Source organism: Micromonospora sp. NBC_00362 (genome assembly GCF_026342155.1).
Taxonomy (GTDB): domain Bacteria; phylum Actinomycetota; class Actinomycetes; order Mycobacteriales; family Micromonosporaceae; genus Micromonospora; species Micromonospora hortensis.
In genome coordinates, this window is record NZ_JAPENH010000001.1 from 1266863 (window position 1) to 1284763 (window position 17901).

Annotated in this window: 16 protein-coding genes and 1 pseudogene; 8 read left to right on the forward strand and 9 right to left on the reverse strand. The window is 71.9% G+C overall.

Annotation, left to right across the window (positions count from 1 at the left end):
- Nucleotides 1-18: 18 nt before the first annotated feature.
- From OG992_RS05690 to OG992_RS05715, 6 genes are read right to left on the reverse strand one after another with little or no spacing between them, the layout of a single operon-like run.
- Nucleotides 19-423, reverse strand: a complete 405-nt coding sequence (locus tag OG992_RS05690; RefSeq protein ID WP_196922953.1) for a cupin domain-containing protein — start codon at nucleotides 421-423, stop codon at nucleotides 19-21.
- Nucleotides 416-1171, reverse strand: a complete 756-nt coding sequence (locus OG992_RS05695; RefSeq protein ID WP_266302597.1) for an SRPBCC family protein — start codon at nucleotides 1169-1171, stop codon at nucleotides 416-418. The genes OG992_RS05690 and OG992_RS05695 overlap by 8 nt, the downstream gene beginning before the upstream one ends.
- Nucleotides 1168-2598: an acetyl/propionyl/methylcrotonyl-CoA carboxylase subunit alpha gene (locus tag OG992_RS05700; protein WP_266302598.1), complete on the reverse strand. Its 1431-nt coding sequence runs from the start codon at nucleotides 2596-2598 to the stop codon at nucleotides 1168-1170. The genes OG992_RS05695 and OG992_RS05700 overlap by 4 nt, the downstream gene beginning before the upstream one ends.
- A gap of 19 nt (nucleotides 2599-2617) precedes the next feature.
- Nucleotides 2618-3148, reverse strand: coding sequence for a biotin/lipoyl-containing protein (locus OG992_RS05705; protein WP_266302599.1), 531 nt, complete (start codon nucleotides 3146-3148; stop codon nucleotides 2618-2620).
- Nucleotides 3145-4893 (reverse strand): acetyl-CoA carboxylase carboxyltransferase subunit alpha, encoded by a 1749-nt coding sequence (locus OG992_RS05710; protein ID WP_266302600.1) that lies wholly within the window; start codon nucleotides 4891-4893, stop codon nucleotides 3145-3147. The genes OG992_RS05705 and OG992_RS05710 overlap by 4 nt, the downstream gene beginning before the upstream one ends.
- Nucleotides 4890-5228 carry a TcmI family type II polyketide cyclase gene (locus OG992_RS05715; RefSeq protein WP_238685782.1) on the reverse strand — a complete coding sequence of 113 codons (339 nt, stop codon included), beginning with the start codon at nucleotides 5226-5228 and terminating at the stop codon, nucleotides 4890-4892. Before OG992_RS05715 ends, OG992_RS05710 begins: the two co-directional genes overlap by 4 nt.
- A gap of 425 nt (nucleotides 5229-5653) precedes the next feature.
- On the opposite strand from OG992_RS05715, the gene OG992_RS05720 reads away from it, so the two are divergent.
- The 4 genes and pseudogenes from OG992_RS05720 to OG992_RS05735 all read left to right on the forward strand — a co-directional run.
- Nucleotides 5654-6451 carry a BTAD domain-containing putative transcriptional regulator gene (locus OG992_RS05720; protein WP_238685783.1) on the forward strand — a complete coding sequence of 266 codons (798 nt, stop codon included), beginning with the start codon at nucleotides 5654-5656 and terminating at the stop codon, nucleotides 6449-6451.
- 130 nt (nucleotides 6452-6581) lie between these two features.
- Entirely contained in the window at nucleotides 6582-6992 is a 411-nt protein-coding gene (locus OG992_RS05725; protein WP_266302601.1) for a TcmI family type II polyketide cyclase, read from the forward strand.
- A 1-nt stretch (nucleotide 6993) separates the two neighbouring features.
- Nucleotides 6994-8343: an NAD(P)/FAD-dependent oxidoreductase gene (locus OG992_RS05730; RefSeq protein ID WP_266302602.1), complete on the forward strand. Its 1350-nt coding sequence runs from the start codon at nucleotides 6994-6996 to the stop codon at nucleotides 8341-8343.
- 1168 nt (nucleotides 8344-9511) lie between these two features.
- Nucleotides 9512-9892: pseudogene (locus tag OG992_RS05735) on the forward strand (hypothetical protein); the annotation flags it as partial.
- Between the two features lie 407 nt (nucleotides 9893-10299).
- Here the strand turns inward: OG992_RS05735 and OG992_RS05740 are convergent.
- Nucleotides 10300-11016 (reverse strand): isocitrate lyase/phosphoenolpyruvate mutase family protein, encoded by a 717-nt coding sequence (locus OG992_RS05740; RefSeq protein ID WP_266302603.1) that lies wholly within the window; start codon nucleotides 11014-11016, stop codon nucleotides 10300-10302.
- 209 nt (nucleotides 11017-11225) lie between these two features.
- Here OG992_RS05740 and OG992_RS05745 point away from each other — a divergent pair, with 209 nt between their 5' ends.
- Entirely contained in the window at nucleotides 11226-11816 is a 591-nt protein-coding gene (locus OG992_RS05745) for a TetR/AcrR family transcriptional regulator (protein ID WP_266302604.1), read from the forward strand.
- A gap of 21 nt (nucleotides 11817-11837) precedes the next feature.
- Here OG992_RS05745 and OG992_RS05750 read toward each other — a convergent pair whose 3' ends face one another.
- Complete coding sequence (locus OG992_RS05750) at nucleotides 11838-12140, reverse strand: GNAT family N-acetyltransferase (RefSeq protein WP_238685789.1); 303 nt, start codon at nucleotides 12138-12140, stop codon at nucleotides 11838-11840.
- 155 nt (nucleotides 12141-12295) lie between these two features.
- On the opposite strand from OG992_RS05750, the gene OG992_RS05755 reads away from it, so the two are divergent.
- From OG992_RS05755 to OG992_RS05765, 3 genes are all read left to right on the forward strand, one after another.
- A complete protein-coding gene (locus OG992_RS05755) occupies nucleotides 12296-12991 on the forward strand; it encodes a thioredoxin family protein (RefSeq protein WP_266302605.1) in 696 nt (231 codons plus the stop codon).
- A gap of 40 nt (nucleotides 12992-13031) precedes the next feature.
- On the forward strand, nucleotides 13032-13454 hold the full coding sequence (locus OG992_RS05760) for an MmcQ/YjbR family DNA-binding protein (protein WP_266302606.1): 423 nt from the start codon (nucleotides 13032-13034) through the stop codon (nucleotides 13452-13454).
- Nucleotides 13455-13611: 157 nt separating this feature from the next.
- A complete protein-coding gene (locus OG992_RS05765) occupies nucleotides 13612-16479 on the forward strand; it encodes a glycosyl hydrolase (protein WP_266302607.1) in 2868 nt (955 codons plus the stop codon).
- 98 nt (nucleotides 16480-16577) lie between these two features.
- Here the strand turns inward: OG992_RS05765 and OG992_RS05770 are convergent, their stop codons facing one another.
- On the reverse strand, nucleotides 16578-17891 hold the full coding sequence (locus OG992_RS05770) for an endo-1,4-beta-xylanase (RefSeq protein WP_323181942.1): 1314 nt from the start codon (nucleotides 17889-17891) through the stop codon (nucleotides 16578-16580).
- Nucleotides 17892-17901: the final 10 nt, after the last annotated feature.

Below are 17901 nucleotides of genomic sequence, written 5' to 3' on the forward strand. Positions count from 1 at the left end.
CCGGCTCACTCCTCGCGCTCACGACGTGCCCCGTTGCTCGACCAACTCGGTGTCGACGTGGCCCAGTTCGGGCCGGGGGGCGAGCGGGCCCAGGTGGAAGACCACCTCGGCCGGCTCGACGCCGGTGTTGCGCAGCCGGTGCCGCACATTCACCGGTACGAACAGCCCTTCACCGGCGGCCAGCAGCGTCGGCTGGTCGTCCAGGTCCACTGTGATCGCGCCCCGCACCAGGTACAGGAACTCCTCGCTGTACGGGTGGTAGTGCTCGGCGATCCGCTCCCCCGGCTCGAGCGTGGCCACCCCGAGGAAACCCGAGGTGCTGCCGACGGTGCGGGGGCCGAGCAGCACCCGCAGCTCACCGCCGCGACGGCGGTCGGCGGGTACGTCCCGTGCGGCGATCGGGCGGGTGCTCAGGTCACTCATCGTCGGCTCCCGTCGGTGCGTCGCTGGCGCTCGGGCCGCCCTGGTCGGCGCGCTGCCAGGCGATCCGCTCCACCCGGTCCTTGATCACCGCGAGTTGGATCACGCTGTTGGTGTTGATCCGCTCGGTCATCGCGGCGTTGTCGACCGGCGCGGTCGGCTTCATCGCGAAGTCCTGCGTCCAGGTCATCCGGGTGCCACCGGCCTCCTCGGTGTAGCGCCAGTGGATGCGCATGTACTCGAACGGCCCGGTCTCCACCCGGTGCGCCCGGACCTGCCTGGTCACCGGGTCGGCGGTGCGCTCGCTGACCCAGCTCCAGGACACCCCGTTCTCGTCGGGGTACATGGTGAGGCGGAACCGCACCGTGTGCCCCTCGCGGTGCAGGATCTCCACCACGGCGTACTCGGTGAACAGCTCGGTCCAGTTCGCCACGTCGTTGGTGACCTCCCAGACCAGCCCCAGCGGCGCGTCGATGACCACGCTGTTCTCGGTGTGCCCGGGCGGGTCGGCGCGCCGGGCGACCAGGTCGGCCACCGCCGGGATACTCAACTGTCCGGCCTGTTCGGGGATGACCACCTGCCAGCGGTCGGCGACGACCGCCGACAGTTCCAGCAGGGCGAGCGAGTCCATGCCCAGCTCCTCCAGAGACGCGGCGGGCGCCCGGGCCGCAGCGTCGGCGTCCAGCCCGCAGTGCGCCACCAGGATGTCGGTGATCTCGGCGGTCATCGGGCGACCATGGGTGACGGTCATCGGGTCCTCCTGTGGGTTGCGTCGGGATCTGCGGCGGGCGCGGTGCGCGGTGCGGGAGGGACGGTCGGCTCCGGCGCGGGCGCGGCGAGCAGACGGTCGACCAGGCCGGTGGTGTAGCGGCCTTTGCGGAATGCGGCGTCGTCGAGCACCCTCCGGACGAACGGGATGGTGGTGTGCATGCCCGGACCGGCGATATCGAACTCGTCGAGGGCACGTTCCAGCCGGTTGAGGGCCAGCTCCCGGTCGGGTGCCCAGACGATCACCTTGGCGAGCAGCGAGTCGTACCAGGGGCCGACCAGGTAACCGGCGCTGGCGTGGGTGTCCACCCGGGTGAACGGGCCGCCGGGTGGGGTGAACCGCTCCAACCGGCCGGGGGTGGGGGCGAAGCCGCGCGCGGGGTCCTCGCTGTTGACCCGACACTCCACAGCGACGCCGTGCAGGCGGATCTCCTCCTGCCGCCACCGCAGCGGCACGCCGGCGGCGATGTGGAGTTGCTCGTGCACCAGGTCGATCCCGGTGACCATCTCGGTGACCGGATGCTCCACCTGGATCCGGCAGTTGATCTCCAGGAAGTGGAACTTCTCCTCGGCGTCGACCAGGAACTCCAGCGTGCCGGCACCGACGAAGCCGACCTGGAGCGCACCCCGCAGGGCGGTCTCGGCGATGGTGTCGAGAACGGCGGCGGGCAGCGCCGGGGCGGGCGCCTCCTCGACCAGTTTCTGGTGCCGGCGCTGCACCGAGCAGTCCCGGGTGCCCAGGTGCACCCCGTTGCCGTGGGCGTCGCACAGCACCTGCACCTCGACGTGCCGCGCCTCGGTGAGGTAGCGCTCGACGTACACCCGGTCGTCGCCGAAGGCGGCCTGGGCGGCGGCCCGGGTCCGGGTGTACGCGCGGCGCAGGTCGCCCGGGTTGTGCACCACTGTCATCCCCCGGCCCCCGCCACCGGCGGCGGCCTTCACGATCACCGGGTAGCCGACGGCGTCGGCCACCTCGGCCGCCGCGGCGGCGGTCGGCACCGGCGCGACACTGCCCGGCGACAGCGGCAGGCCGGCGCGGCTCATCAGTGCCCGGGCCGAGGACTTGTCAGCCAGCGCGGCCATCACCGCCGGCGGCGGGCCGATGAACGTCAGCCCGTTGTCGGCGCAGATCTCGGCGAAGTCGGCGTCCTCGGAGAGGAAGCCGTAGCCCGGGTGCACGGCCTGCGCCCCCACCTGCCGGGCCGCCTCCACGATGGCGGCGGCGTTGAGGTAGCTGCGCCGACTCGACGCCGGTCCGATCCGGACGGCCTGGTCGGCGAGGCGGACCGCCGCCGAGTCGGCGTCGGCGGCGGAGTAGACCACCGCCGTTCGCACACCGAGCTCCTTGCAGGCACGCAGCACCCGCAGCGCGATCTCGCCCCGGTTGGCGATCAGCACGGTCTCGAACATGGTCAACCACCCCGCGCCGTCATGCCGGGTCCAGTTCGACGATCGGCTGGTCGTACTCGACCGGCTGACCGTCCTCGACGAGGATCGCGGCCACCCGGCCGGCCCGGTCGGCGGTCACCTCGTTCATCAGCTTCATCGCCTCGACGATGGCCACCGGCTGGCCGGGGCGGACCAGGTCACCCACCGCGACGAACGGCCGCGCGCCGGGCTCCGGCGCCCGGTAGAAGGTGCCGACGATCGGTGCCCGCACCGCGGCACGCCCAGGCACCGGCGGCCGGAGCACCGAAGGTGAGGCACCGGGCTCCGGCCCGACCGCCGGTGCCGCCTCGGCGCGGGGCAGCGGTACGTCCGGTCGGGTCACGTCCTCGGGGTGCCACTCGACCTCCAGCACCGCCGGCCCGCTGCGCAGCCGGATCCGGCGCACCGGCCCGGCCAGCTCGGCGATCAGGTGCTGCGCCTGCCGGCGCAGTCCGGCCAGCGCCGCCTCGCCGTCCACCCCCACGTCGTCGGACGCGTCGACTGTCGACAGCGCCCGGTCGCCGGCGGTCATCGCAGGCCCGCCCGGACGCCGACGCGGTTCGCGCCGAACCGTCGGAATCGTTGCCGGCGCAGGCGGACCAGCATGGCCGGCGGCACGTCGAGCAGCGGCAGGAGGTTGGCCAGCAGCGCGGCGCGCAACCGGTGCGCGGTCTCCGCCGGGTCGTCGTGCGCGGCGCTCGACGGCTCGGACACGACCTCGTCGACCACCCCGAGCCGGCGCAGGTCGGGCGCGGTCAGTCGCAACGCGCGGGCGGCCTGCGGCGCCGCGGACCGGTCCGGCCAGAGGATCGCCGCACACCCCTCGGGGCTGATCACCGAGTAGACGGCGTTCTCCAGCATCAGCACCCGGTCGGCCACCGCCAGCGCCAACGCGCCGCCGCTGCCGCCCTCGCCGGTGATGACCGCGAGCACTGGGGTGGGCAGCACGGTGAGGGTGAGGATGTTCTCGGCGATGGCCGCCGCCTGGCCCTGCTCCTCGGCGCTCACCCCCGGGTCGGCGCCGGGGGTGTCCACCAGGGTGACCACTGGCAGGCCGAGGCGGGCCGCGAGGCGCATGAGCCGCAGCGCCTTACGGTGCCCGGCCGGGCTGGCCATGCCGAAGTTGCGGGCGACCAACTCGGCGGTGGTGTGGCCCTTCTGGTGACCGATGACCATGACGTACCGGCCGGCCAACCGGGCCACCCCACCCACGATGGCCGGGCAGTCCGCGCCGAGCCGATCGCCGTGCAGCTCCACGAACCCGTCGAAGACCGAGTCCAGGTAGTCCAGTGTGGTGGGTCGCCCCGGATGCCGCGCCATCCGGACGGTGTCCCACGCGTCGCGTATCGCCGGGGTACCGGCGTCTCCCTCGGCCGCCGCGTCCGTCGGCCGCGCCAGGACCGCGCCGTCGTCGGCGAGGCGCTCGCGGTGCGAGGCCGGCTCCTGCCGGGGTACGGGCGGACGCGCCGGACGGCCGGCGCGGGTCGCGGCGAGCAGCGCCGTCAGCCGTCCGCGCAGCGACCGCCGTTGCACCACCATGTCGACCTGCCCGTGTCGGAGCAGGAAGTCGGCGGTCTGGAAGCCCTCCGGCAGGGCCCGCCCGGTGATCTGGCGGATCACCCGGGGGCCGGCGAAGCCCATCCGCGCGCCACTCTCGGCGAGCACCAGATCGGTGTTGGTGGCGAACGAGGCGGCCACCCCGCCGTAGGTCGGGTCGGTGAGGACGCTCACGGTGAGCAACCCCGCCTCGCGCAACGCGGCGATGGCCTGACTGACGGTCGCCATCTGCATCAACGACAGCGCGCCCTCCTGCATCCGCGCCCCGCCGGAGGCGGTGATCAGGACGAGCGGCGTGCGGTCGTCCAGCGCCCGTTCGGCCGCCCGGGTGATCAGCTCGCCCACCGCGCAGCCCAGGCTGCCACCGAGGAAACGGAAGTCCATCACCGCCAGGGCCACCGGGTGCCCACCGATGGTGGCCGTGGCGCAGACGACCCCCTCGGCAAGACCGGTGCTGGCCCGTGCGCCGGTGAGCCGGTGTGGGTACGGCAGCACGTCGACGAAGTCGAGCGGGTCCGCCTCCGGCAGCCGGTCGGGCAGCAGGCGCAGGGAACCCGGGTCGACCAGTTGGCGCAGGCGTTCCGGCGCGCCGAGTCGGGCATGTTCGCCGCACTCCGGGCAGACGTCGAGGTTGCGGCGCAGCCGTTTGCGGTACAGCAGGCTGGCGCAGCCGGCGCAGCGGGACCAGAGCTGCTCTTCGCGCGGCGCGGTGGCCGTCACGACCGCCGCCCGGCGTCCGGGGCGTCGAATCGGTAGAAGCACCGCGCCATGGCGTCGCGCGGCGAGCGCCAGGTCGACAGGTACGGCGACACGTACGGGCGTAGGCGGTCGCTGACCCGGATGAACTCGGGGTGGTCACGAGCGGCCTCCACAGCGCCCTCCGCCGGCTGCGCGGTCTCGAGAAGGTGCACGTAGAGGTCGTGCAGTCGGTACAGCGAGCGGTGTCGGACACCGACCAGGCGCGGCAGCTCCGTAGCGTCCGACTCGGCGAAGATCTCGGCGACCCGCTCCTCGGCGGTCGGATCGACCTTCGCGACGATCAGCGATCGGTCCATGTTGGGCCTCCCCCCACAGCGTCCGGCCGGCGACGGGTGGCCCCCGGACGCGCTGGACGACTGCCGACACGATGCGCCGATCCTCGTCACGGCGGCGTCACCGTGCCGGGTCGGCCAGCGACGAATGGCGGTGACGCTGCGTTGACGCAACCTGTGTATCAGCTATGTGCCTGCTGCGCTTGATGCGCTAATGTTTATGCAGTTCAGAACCGATCTCGGGTTGACTGTCGGCAAGAGAAGGTCCACGCTGACATTGACGCAACGTGACCATCATTGATAATCTTCAGCGTGGTCAGTCCGGCGGCCTCGGCGGGCGGGGCCGCGCCCGGCCACGCCGTGATCGGCGGGGTCGACAGTGGCGTCGAGGGCAACCGATCCGGGACACAGCAGACAGTCGGGACGAGCGTTCCGCAGGGGGTGCCGCCGTGGCCGCTGATCCGTCCGTGCCGACCGCCGGAGACCCGCCCGAGGAGGGCGTCTCACTGCACCTGCTCGGAGGTTTTCGACTCCTCCGCGAGGCGGTGCCGGTGGTGGTGCCACGCGGCCTGCAACGGGTGATCGCGCTGATCGGGCTCCGCCCCGGCGCCACCCGCAGCCAGCTCGCCGGGCTGCTCTGGCCCGACGCGTCAGAGGAACGGGCGCTGTCCTCCCTGCGTACCGCCCTGTGGCGGCTGCGACAGGACCCTTGCTGCCCGATGACAGTGGCCAGCGACACCGTACGCCTCGGCCCGGCGGTTCGGCTCGACGTGGACGACCTGGTCGGCACCGCGGCCCGGGTCCGGGACGGCGACGACCCACGCACCGCCGCCGGGGCGCTCGCCGCCGGGCGGCACGACCTCCTGCCCGGCTGGTACGACGACTGGGTGCTGCTGGACCGGGAACGCCTGCGCCAACTCCGCCTGCACATGCTGGAACAGGTGGCGGGGCACCACCTGGCCGCGGGACGGCACGGCGAGGCCCTCGAAGCCGCGTTGGAGGCGATGGCCGCCGAGCCGTTACGCGAGACACCACACCGGCTGGTCGTCCGCATACACCTGGCCGAGGGCAACGCCTTCGAAGCCGTGCACGCCTTCTACGTCTACCGCGACCTGTTGCGCCGGGAACTGCGGTTGGAGCCGAGCCCCGCCATGAGCGCCCTGCTCGACGACACCCTCGCCCCGATCCGCCAGGCCAGCCGCGAGGCCCTCACCGACCGCCCGTCGCCCGCCGTTCGGCGTACGTGACGGCGACGCCCGTCACCGCCCGGTCGGCGTACGTGACGGTGATGTGACAGGCCCTGCGGCACGGTGGGCGCACAGAGCACGTGGCACCGGCCCCCGCGGGGTCGGACAGGCCACCGGCGGAAGGGGTCCCATGAGTCGTCTACTGATCGTCAGCCGGATCATCCCGGGAGCGGAGGGGCGGGTCGCGCAGATCTTCGCCGAGTCCGACGCCACCGACCTGCCCGGCCTGACCGGCGTCATGCACCGATCCCTGTACTGCCTGCACGACCTGTGCGTACACCTGCTGGAGACCTCGGACGACGTCGACCCGGACGCGCTCGCGGCGGCCCGCAACCACCCGCTCTTCCGACAGGTCAACGAGCGGCTCTCCGCGCACACGTCGCCGTACCTGCCGACCTGGCGTTCCCCCCGGGACGCGATCGCCGGCTGCTTCTACCGGTGGGACGCCGTCGAGGCGCCCACGGCCCGCCCGGCCGGCACCGACGCACCCGCGCCACGCCCGGCCGTCACCGAGGCGCCCGCCGCGCACCCGGCCGGCTGACATGTCCGCCGCGCCGCCGCACGTCCTGATCATCGGCGCGGGCACGGGCGGGCTGTGCCTGGCGCACGGCCTGCGCCGGGCCGGGATCAGCGTCGCCGTCTACGAGCGGCACCGCGACCGCACCGAGGGGCTGCTCGGCTACCGGGTCGGCATCGGCCCCACCGGTAGCAGGGCGCTGCGGGAGTGTCTGCCTCCGGAGCTGTTCGCCACCTTCCTGGCCACCTGCGCCCGGCCGCCGCACTACTTCAACGTCGTCACCCAGGGGCTCCGTCAGACCGCGTCGTTCGCGCTGCGGCCGAGCGCCGACCCGGTACGCACCGAACACTCGGTGGCCCGGATGGTGCTGCGCCAGGTGCTGCTGACCGGCCTGGAGGACGTGGTGCACTTCGACAAGACCTTCACCCGGTACGAGCAGCGCGACGACGGCACTGTCACCGCCCACTTCGCCGACGGCACCAGCGCCACCGGCGACCTGCTGGTGGCGGCCGACGGCACCCATTCCGCCGTACGCCGCCAGTACCTGCCGCACGCCGTCACCCGCGACGCCGGGACGATCAACATCGCCACCCGGATCCCGCTGACCCCGCACACCAGCGGTCTCATTCCGGAGCGGGTCCAGCAGGGCATCTCGCTGATCTTCGGCGTCGGCGGCATGATGGGCGTGCTGCACGTCATGGAGTTCAAGTGGGACGCCGAACGCGCGATCAAGCCGGGCGTCAGCGAGCCCGACGCCGCAGTGCTCCGGGACTGGCCCGGCCTGGCCCACGACACCACCACCGACAACATCAACCTGATCATCTGGAGTGCGGCCGACCGGTTCCCGACCGACATCATGGAACGCCGCGGTGAGGACCTGGTGCAGGTCGCCCTCGACCTCACCGCGAACTGGCACCCGCACCTACGGGAACTGCTCGCCCACGCGGACCCGGCCAGCGCCCTACCGATCAAAGTGTCCACGTCCGAGCCGGTGCCGCCCTGGAAGAGCAGCACCGTCACCATGCTCGGCGACGCCATCCACACCATGACCCCGGGTCGGGGCGTGGGCGCGAACACCGCGCTGCGCGACGCCCGCCTGCTCTGCGCGCAGCTCAGCCGCGCCACCGCCGGCGAAAAGACGCTGCTCCAGGCGGTCGCCGACTACGAGGCCGTGATGGCGCCGTACGGCTTCGCCCGGGTCGCCGAATCGCTGAACCGCAGCGGCACCAGCGGCGACGACCGGATGTACCGGCCGGTGGTGGGTCGGCTCGCGCTGCTCGGCGCGCGCGGCTACTTCGGAGTGACCAGCCGGGTGCCACGGCTCCGTCGCCGATTCGTCGACGACTTCCACACCTACGAGGGCGACCGGGACTGAACCCCGCATCGCCCGACCCGGGCTCGGCGTCCAGCGCCGGGCCCGGGTCTCATCGTTCCGGAGAGCTCTGCCCGACCAATCCATGCCTTGCCCGCTCCATGCCCGACCCGGTCTCGTCGGGTCGGGTTTTTCGGGTGATCGGGCGACGCTGTGTCACCCGGCAGGCACCGGCTGAGGTGGCTGTCCCACCCGCAACGCTGACGGCCGATCCTGCCTGTCGTCGGCAATACGCGTGTGCGAAGCTGCGGCGAGTTTTTCTCGTGACTTTTCCAACGACCTGAGAGGGAGGTTCGCCGTGGCGTGGTCTTTCGGACACTCGCTGATAGTGGTACTGGCACTGTTGCTGGGCTTGGCCGCCGGGTGGCTGCTGCGCGGCCGACGGGGCGTACAGGGCAATTCGATTGTGGATGGTGACCCCGTCGCCGGCCTGGCCGTGATCACCACGCCCACGCCGGCTGCCACCACCGACGAGGCCCGGCCCGCGGCCGCCGTCGACCCGGCACCCACCGCGGTCGCCGACGAGCCGGTGCCGGTCGACACGGTCAGCGCGCCCGCCGCGCTGACCGAACCGGACGGTCCCACCCCGGTGCCCGTGCCGGCGGACGCCCCGAGCGCCGTCGACCCGGCGGACATGGCGCTGACCGAGAACCCGCCGCCGGTGCCGGCCACCGAGCAGTCCGACGCCGCTGAGCTGCGGCAGGAGCCGGGCGTGGACTCGACCCCCGAGCCGGTCACTGTCGACGACCAGCCCGCCCCGGCGGCCGTGGTCGCCCCCCGCCAGCCCGCGGATGATCTCCCGCCGGCCGACGCGGCACCGCTGGACACGACGCCGGCCGACGATGCGGCGATCGACGCTGCGCCGGTAGCGGCCACCCCGGCCGACACCACCCCCGCCGACGACGCGCCGGTCGAGACCGCGCCCGTCAACAGCACGCCGATCGACTCGACGCTGATCGACGATGCGCCGGCCGACGATGTGCCGGCCTCCGTCGGTCCGGCCGACGACGTGGAGACCACGGCCACTGCGGCCTATGCCACGCCGGCAGAGACGTTGGCGAGCGCAGGACCGTCCGACGCCGAGCCGGTGCAGGCCGGTTCCGTGACCGCCGAGCCGGTGCAGGCCGGCTCCGTGACCGCTGAGCCAGTGCAGGCCGGCTCCGTGAACGCCGAGCCCGCGGTTGCCGCTGCCGTCGACGAGCGGGCGGCGGTGGCCGCGCCTCCGGTCCGCCCGACCGCCGCCGCGACCCCTCCGGTTCGTTCGGCCGCGGACACGACGAACAGCGGCGTCGACGCCGACCCGACCGGCCCGGCCGACGACTTCCGCCGGATCCAGGGGATCGGGCCGAAGATGGCGGCTGCGTTGCAGGACGCCGGCGTACGCACGTACGGCCAGCTCGGCGAGTTGGACGAGCCGGCACTGCGCGACCTGATCCGGGCCGCCGGCCTGCGCGCCGCACCTGGGCTGGCCAGTTGGCCGCAGCAGGCACGCGTGCTCGCCGGCGCCGGCGACGAGATGGCAGCGGTGCTGCCGAGTGGCAATCAGGCCTGACCGCCTGCACGTGAGCCCCCGGCAGCCGTCCACCGCGACGGCACGCCGGGGGCTCGGCCGTGGCTGCCGAAGATCCTCCGACGCCCACCGCGCGCAGTGATCGACTCGGCGTTCAGGAAACCGCGGTCCACCCGAGCGGGACGCCCCGACGTCCAGAACTCGAGTCGATCAGCCCGCCGGCAGCCGCTTACCCGCGCCGTCGGCGCACCGCGACTGGCACACGGCGGTTCGTGCACGGCGGTTTGTGCACGGAGACCGGCGCGCCTCCCCCGAGATCGCGCGCGATCCTGGATGTAGTGGTGTCAGGTGCGGCGAAGGCCACTACATCCACGATGTTGCGCGATCTTACGGGCGGCAGCCGACGCTGCCGAGCCGGAGCGCCGGCACCGCGGGGAGTGACGCCCGCCTCAGGCGCGCAGCTTGGCCGCGAGGTCGCCGATCGACGCCATCGCGTACCGCTGCATCCCTGGACCGAAGGTGATGCGTGTGGCGCCCTGCCGGCCCAGCTCTGCCACGGACTCCCGGTCCGGTCCGGCGGCCATGTTGATCGGCCCGGAGATGCCCTCCCGCAACTGCGGCAGCACCTGCGGTGGCGCCAGGATCGGGTAGACGCAGTCGGCGCCGGCAGCCACGTAGAGGCGGGCGCGTTCCACCGCCTCGGCCGGGTCACCCGTTCCGACCAGGAAGGTGTCGACGCGGGCGTTGATGAACAGGGAGTCACCCGCCTCCGCGCGCACTTCGGCCAGCCAGTCGGCGTGCCGCCGGGGGTCCTTGAGGGTGGCGTCCCCCTCCGAGTCCTCCAGATTGCAGCCGACGGCGCCGGCCTCCAACAGCCGTCCGACCAGCTCGCGGGGGGCGAGGCCGTAACCGCCCTCGACGTCGGCGGACACCGGAACGGACACGGCGCGGACGATGCGCGCGACCGCCGCGAACATCTCGTCCGGCGGGGTCGCGCCGTCCTCGTAGCCGAGCGAGGCGGCGACACCCGCGCTCGGGGTCGCGAGTGCCGGGTAGCCGGCGTCGGCCAGCACCCGGGCGCTGGCCGCGTCCCAGGGGCCCGGCAGAACGAGCGGGTCACCGGCGGCGCGGTCGTGGTGCAGGGCACGGAAGGTGGAGGCTGTCATCGTTGTGGTCTCCCGACGGGCTGCGGAGGGCGGACTCAGGCGGTGTGTCCGCCGTTGGAGTCAAGCACGACGCCGGTGATGTACGAGGCTGCGGGGCTGGCCAGGAACGCGATGCCCGCGGCGGTCTCGGCGGGGTCGCCTGATTGTTGACCGATCGGTCCACCATACGCTTGGTGGACCACCCGGTCAACAATCGCTACGCTGGTCACATGGCCAGGCCACGGCAGTTCGACGAGGAGCAGGTGATCCGCGCCGTCCGAGACCAGTTCTGGGACGCCGGCTACGCGGCGACCTCACTGGAGGACCTGGTCCGCGTCAGCGGGCTGGGCAAGGGCAGCCTCTACGGGGCCTTCGGCGACAAACACCGGCTGTTCCTGCGGGCGCTGCGGGAATACACCGACACCAGCGGCGGCTACCTGCGCGAGATGCTCGCCGCCGCTCCCCGCGCCCTGGACGCGCTGCGCGCGTTCGTCATGGCGCCGGTGAACGACCCGGGTGGTGCTGCCGCCCGGCGCGGCTGCCTCATGGCCAACAGCACGTACGAACTCGCCACCAGCGACCCCGACGTCCTCGCCGAGGCGCGGCGCACCTACGAGGCGACGACCGCCCTGGTCGCCGAGAGCGTCCGACGGGCCCAGGACGAGGGCGACCTGCCGCACGACGTCGACCCGGTCGAGACGGCGCGCGCACTGCTCGCCGCACAGCAGGGCCTGGTGTTCATGGGGCGGACGGGGCTGGACATCGACACCCTGACCGCCACGGCCCGCACCCTCGCCGCCAGGCTCCTACCGGACGCCTGACACCAGCCCGACGGGGCGGAGTTATTTGATCTTGCGGGTGGACCGGACCACGATGCTCTCGTACTCCGGGTGCTTGACCACCCAGTCGGCGATGAACGGGCAGATCGGCACGACGGTTCGGCTTCTGCTCCGCGCGTCGTCCAGCACGGCCCGCGCCAGCGTCGACCCGACGCCCTTGCCCTCGTACGCCGGATCGACCTCGGTGTGGGTGTAGGCGATGATCGGGCCGGTCAGCTGGTAGGTGACGAACCCGACGACCGCGCCCGCCTCGTCGCGCGCCTCGAAACGCTCCCGCGCCGGCGCGTCTGTCACGGTGAACTGCACCCGACCATCCAACCACCCGGCCCGACGGCGCTCGCTGCGAGGCCGGCAGGGGACGCGACCCCACGTGCATTGTCTCGGCCGAAACGGGAAACGCAACGCCGGGCACCGGGAGTACGCGACGCCGCCGGGCACACCGTGGGAGGGGACACGCCACCATGACGAATCCATCGACGGACGGCGGCTTCGCCGTCGTCGAGATGTTCACGTCCCAGGGCTGCAACAGTTGCCCTCCCGCTGAGGAGTTGCTGAGCGAGATCGAGCGCGACGCCCGGGACCGGGGCCAGAACGTCTTCGCCCTCGGGTTCCACGTCGACTACTGGGACGACCTGGGCTGGCCCGACCAGTTCGCGGACGCGGCGTACACCGCGCGGCAGGAGGCGTACGCCCGCGCGTTGGGTACCCGAGGTCTGTACACCCCGCAGATGGTCGTCAACGGCACCGCCGAGTTCGTCGGTTCCGATCGCCGCCGGGCGGCCGCCGCGATCATGTCCGCCATGGCCTCGACCGCCGCCACACCACTGGCGCTCTCCATTGCCAACCTGGGCAATGACCGGGTGATGGTGGACTACCGGACCGAACAGCCGCCGGAGCGCGCGGTGTTGCACGTGGCGGTCGTGGAACGGGAGTTGACCAGCGAGATCGCCCGGGGGGAGAACGCCGGGCGGACGCTGCGGCAGGACAACGTCGTACGCGCCTTCAGGTCGGTGGGCCTGGACGCCGAGCGGGGACAGGTGGAGCTGGCGACACCACCTGGTCTCGATCCGCGGAGCGCCAGCGTGGTCGGCTACGTCCAGGAGAGCGGCGAACGGGCGATCGTCGGCGCTACGGCCATCGAGCTGTCCACCGCGTAATCTCAGCCCATGCGGATGGTGCGGGGTGCGAGGCGGTTCGGTGGCTGACGCGGACGACGTACGCCGGGTGGCGTTGGCCCTGCCGCAGGCGGTGGAGATTCCCAGTGACGGCTTCGACTTCCGGGTGGCCGACAAGGGCTTCGTCTGGTCCTATCCGGAGCGGACGCCGGGCAAGCCTCGGGTGATCCGGTTCGACATCGCGGTGCTGTTCGTCGGCGACGAGGCCGAGAAGCAGGCTCTCCTGCTCGGGGAGCCCGAGATCTTCTTCACCACGCCTGGCTACCAGGGCCTGCCCCTCGTGCTGCTGCGTCTGGCGGCGGTCGACCTGGACCGGCTGACCGAGCTGGTGACCGACGCGTGGCGGATGCGCGTGCCGAACGCGCTGTTGAACGACAGTGAAGGCGAAGCGTTGAACGACAGTGCGGGCGAACCGCTGGGCGACCGTGCGGGCGCCGGCAAATAGCGACATCAGCACGCAACGGGTTGGACACATTGACGGGGATCTCGGTACTCCATTACCGTGGCCGAGAGAGCGCTCTCTCACCTGACCTTCCCCCCAATTCAGACGCATAGCGCTGGACCCGGCAAGGGCCGCACCCGGCGCGCGCGATGGAGGCACGATGAAACCTCCCGTCCCCCACCGCCGATGGGCCCTGGCCGCCGCCACCGCGCTGGCCCTGGTCGTCGGCGGCCTCACGATCCCGGTCACCCGCGCGGCCGAGGCCGCGCCCGTCGGCGCCGGCAGCTACACCACCACCCCGGTCGGCGCGCTCCCCAGCGGCTGCGGGGCGATGTCCAGCAACCCCCGGCAGTTCGCCACCGCCAACGCGCCCGCCGGGCCGATCCCCACCAACGACTGGTGGTCCTCACTGCTGTGGAAGCGCACCGACTGCTCGTTCAGTGAGCCGCTGCACGCCCACCCGATCTCGTACGACACCTTCGGCGACGGGCTGGGCTTCTCCGCCAACTCCACGCCCGCCATCAGCGGCACCGCCACCGGTGTCGGCGAGTTCCACTACCCGTACGTGCAGGACATCCGGGTCGGTGTGGCCGGGCTCGCCGCACCACTGGTGAAGGTCGACGGCTGGACGGACTGGACGGTCAGCCCGCACTGGAGCGACGGCACGCGCACCATGCGCGCGACCATCGGCCACGGTCTGCCCTTCGCGTACTTCCAGACCACCGGCGGGAACGCGCAGATCAGCACCGCCGGCACCCCCGACGTCTGGTCCAACAGCGGCGCCACCATCGGCTTCCGGGTCAACGGCCACGACTACGTCGGGTTCGCGCCCAGCGGCGCCAGTTGGACAGTGGCCTCCGGCCGGATCTCCTCCACCCTGGCTGGTCGCGGCTACTTCTCGGTCGCCCTGCTGCCGCCGACGTCCAGCGCGACCGAGCGCGCCGCGCTGGCAGCGACCTACGGTCAGTACGCGCACGCCCACGTGACCGGCACCCAGCTCTCGTACGCGTACAACCCGGCGACCAGCGGCCTGACCACCACGTACGCGTTCACCACTACCGCCCGCGAGGGCACCGCCACGCAGACGGTGGTCAGCCTCTACCCGCACCAGTGGAAGTCGCTGAGCGGGTCCACCGCGATCACGCCGACCTACCCGTCGGCGCGTGGCCGGATGAAGGTGCTCACCGGCGTCAACCAGTTCCGCACCGCCATGAAGTTCCAGGGCATCCTGCCGGAACTGCCGGCGGTCGGCGACGGCACCGGTGGTGACCTGTCGACGCTCACCGGGCACCTGGCCGCCACCCGCGCCAACCCGATGGACCAACGCGGCAACGACACCTACTGGACCGGCAAGGGGCTCGGCCGGGCCGCGCGGATCGCCGAGATCGCCGACCAGGTCAACGACACCACGACGCGCGACAGCGCGCTGAACGCGATCCGTAGCACGCTCACCGACTGGTTCACCGCGTCCAGCGGCAAGACCAGTCGGGTCTTCTACTACGACAACAACTGGGGCACCCTGATCGGCTACCCGGCGTCGTACGGGTCGGACCAGGAGCTCAACGACCACCACTTCCACTACGGCTACTACATCGCCGCCGCGGCGACGCTGGCGAAGTTCGACCCGGCCTGGGCGGCCACCAGCCGCTACGGCGGCATGGTCGACCTGCTGATCCGCGACGCCAACAACTACCGCCGCGGCGACACCCAGTTCCCGTATCTGCGCGACTTCGACATCTACGCCGGCCACGACTGGGCGTCCGGGCACGGCTCGTTCGGCTCCGGCAACAACCAGGAGTCCTCGTCGGAGGGGATGAACTTCGCAAGCGCTCTCATCCAGTGGGGGCAGACGACGGGTAACACCGCCATCCGTGACGCGGGCGTCTTCCTCTACACCACCCAGGCCGCCGCCATCCAGGAGTACTGGTTCGACGTCAGCGACCAGAACTTCCCCGCCGCCTTCGGGCACTCCACGGTCGGCATGGTCTGGGGCGACGGCGGCGCGTACGCCACCTGGTTCAGTGGCGAGCCGGAGATGATCCAGGGCATCAATCTGCTGCCGGTCACCGGCGGTCACCTCTACCTGGGCAACAACCCGGCGTACGTGCGGACCAACTACGCCGAACTGGTCCGTAACAACGGCGGACAACCGACGGTGTGGCAGGACATCCTCTGGCAGTTCCAGGCCCTCGGCGACCCCGACGCGGCGCTGGCGAACCTTCGCGCGAACCCGGGCTACACCCCGGAGGAGGGCGAGAGTCGGGCGCACACGTTCCACTGGATCCGTAACCTCGCCGCCCTCGGCAACGTCGACACGACGGTGACCGGCAACCATCCGCTGTCCGCGGTCTTCTCCCGCAACGGGGCCCGCACCTACGTGGCGTCGAACCCGACGGCGACGCCGATCACTGTGACGTTCTCCAACGGCACCACGCTCGCCGTGGGCGCCGGCAAGACGGCCACCACCGGGGCGTACACCTGGAGTGGTGGCAACGCGGCCGGCGGAGTCCCCCCGACGACGCCGACGGACCCCCCGCCGACGACCGACCCGCCGACGACCCCGGGCACACCCACGCGGTACCTGCTGCCCGGGGGTGGGTTGGGCGCCGCCGGTAGCGCGGCCACGACGACTGTCGCTGCGGCGAACGGCAACCACGACGGTACGCCCACCAACGCCCAGGTCTTCACGGCGACCGGCCTCAACCTCGCCTACGCGGGCGGGCAGACGGCGTTCGACCTGTTCGTGGACGCCGGGACGGCGGTCGGCAACGGCGTGCAGGTGCGGATCTCCTACGACCTCACCGGCAACGGCAGTTGGGACCGGGTGGAGACGGGGCGCTACTTCGCCACCGACCCGGTCACCGGCTACGAGCACTACACCCAGAGCGCCGGATTGTCATCGGCCACCGGCACGCTGGGCGCGCTGAGCAACGGCAGGGTCCGGGTGGAGGTCTGGTCGGCGATCGGCAACAACCCGACCACAGTGGGCATCGGCAACCAGTCGGTGCTGCGGCTCCCGTACTCCTGATCGACAGGCACGGCGCGACATGACGTCGGCCGGTGCGGAGGGCCACGAGGGGTCCTCCGCACCGGCCGACGTCGGTCGTTCAGTCGGTCATCGGGTGATCACGAGGCGGTGCAGGTCGGCGTGACGCCGGAGGCGCTGCCGGTGCCCTGGAAGCCGAACTCGGTGACCTGGCCCGCGCCGAGCCGGCCGTTGTAGTTCACGTTGGCGAACCGCACAGTGCCGGTGGAGCCACTGGCCGTCGCGCTCCAGGTGTTGGTGACGCTGGCACCACTCGGGAGCGTGAAGCCCACGTTCCACCCGCTCGTGCCGGCGGAGCCGGCGGTCACCTTCACGGAGGCCACGAATCCACCGGTCCACGAGTTCAGTGACACCGACGCCGAACAACCAACCGCCGGTGGGTCCGTCGGCGGATCGGTCGGCGGGTCCGTCGGAGGGTCGGTCGGCGGATCGGTCGGCGGGTCCGTCGGGATGGCCGGGCCGGCGTTGAGGGCGTTCAGGACGTTCGTGTACGCGGCCTTCTTGTTGCCGTTGCAGTCGAACAGCAGGGCGTTGTCCGAGCCACGCCACGAGTCGCAGTCCCGCACTCCCCACACCGTGATACCGGTGCAGCGCGAGACGTTCATGCAGGCGCGGGTGACGGCGCCGTAGATGTTGGCCTGGTTGCCGCCGGTCATCACGTCCAGCTCGGTGATCTGCACATCCACACCGAGATCGGCGAACCGCTGGAGGTTGGCCTGGTAGTCACCGGCCAGCGAGGTGCCCAGGTGCGACTGGAAGCCCACGCAGTCGATCGGCACGCCACGGGACTTGAAGTCCCGCACCATGTTGTAGATCCCCGTCGACTTCGCGTTGATCCCGTCGGTGTTGTAGTCGTTGTAACACAACTTCGCACCCGGATCCGCCGCCCGCGCCGCCCGGAACGCCGCTTCGATCCAGTCATTACCGGTGCGCTGCAGGTTAGAGTCCCGACGCGCCCCGGAGTTACCGTCAGCGAACGCCTCGTTCACCACATCCCACGAGTGGATCTTTCCCCGGAAATGCGTGGCGACCTGGGTGACGTGGTTGATCATCGCGCTGCGCAACGCGCTGCCCGACATGCTCTGCGCCCAGCCCGGCTGCTGCTGATACCACAGCAACGCGTGACCCCGCACGCTCATGCCATTGGCCTGGGCGTGACTGACCAGACGATCACCACCGGTGTACCGGAACTGGCCCTGCTGCGGCTCGGTGGCGTCCCACTTCATCTCGTTCTCGGCCACGACACTGTTGAACTCACGGTTCAAGACGGTCACGTAGGCGCTGGTGGACAGCTTGCCCGTCGCGACGGCGGCGCCGAAGTAACGGCCCTTCTCGGCCGCGGACGCTCGCAGGGTGGTGCCGGCGCTGGCCGAGGTGGTCAGCGCCATCGTCATACCCGCGGCG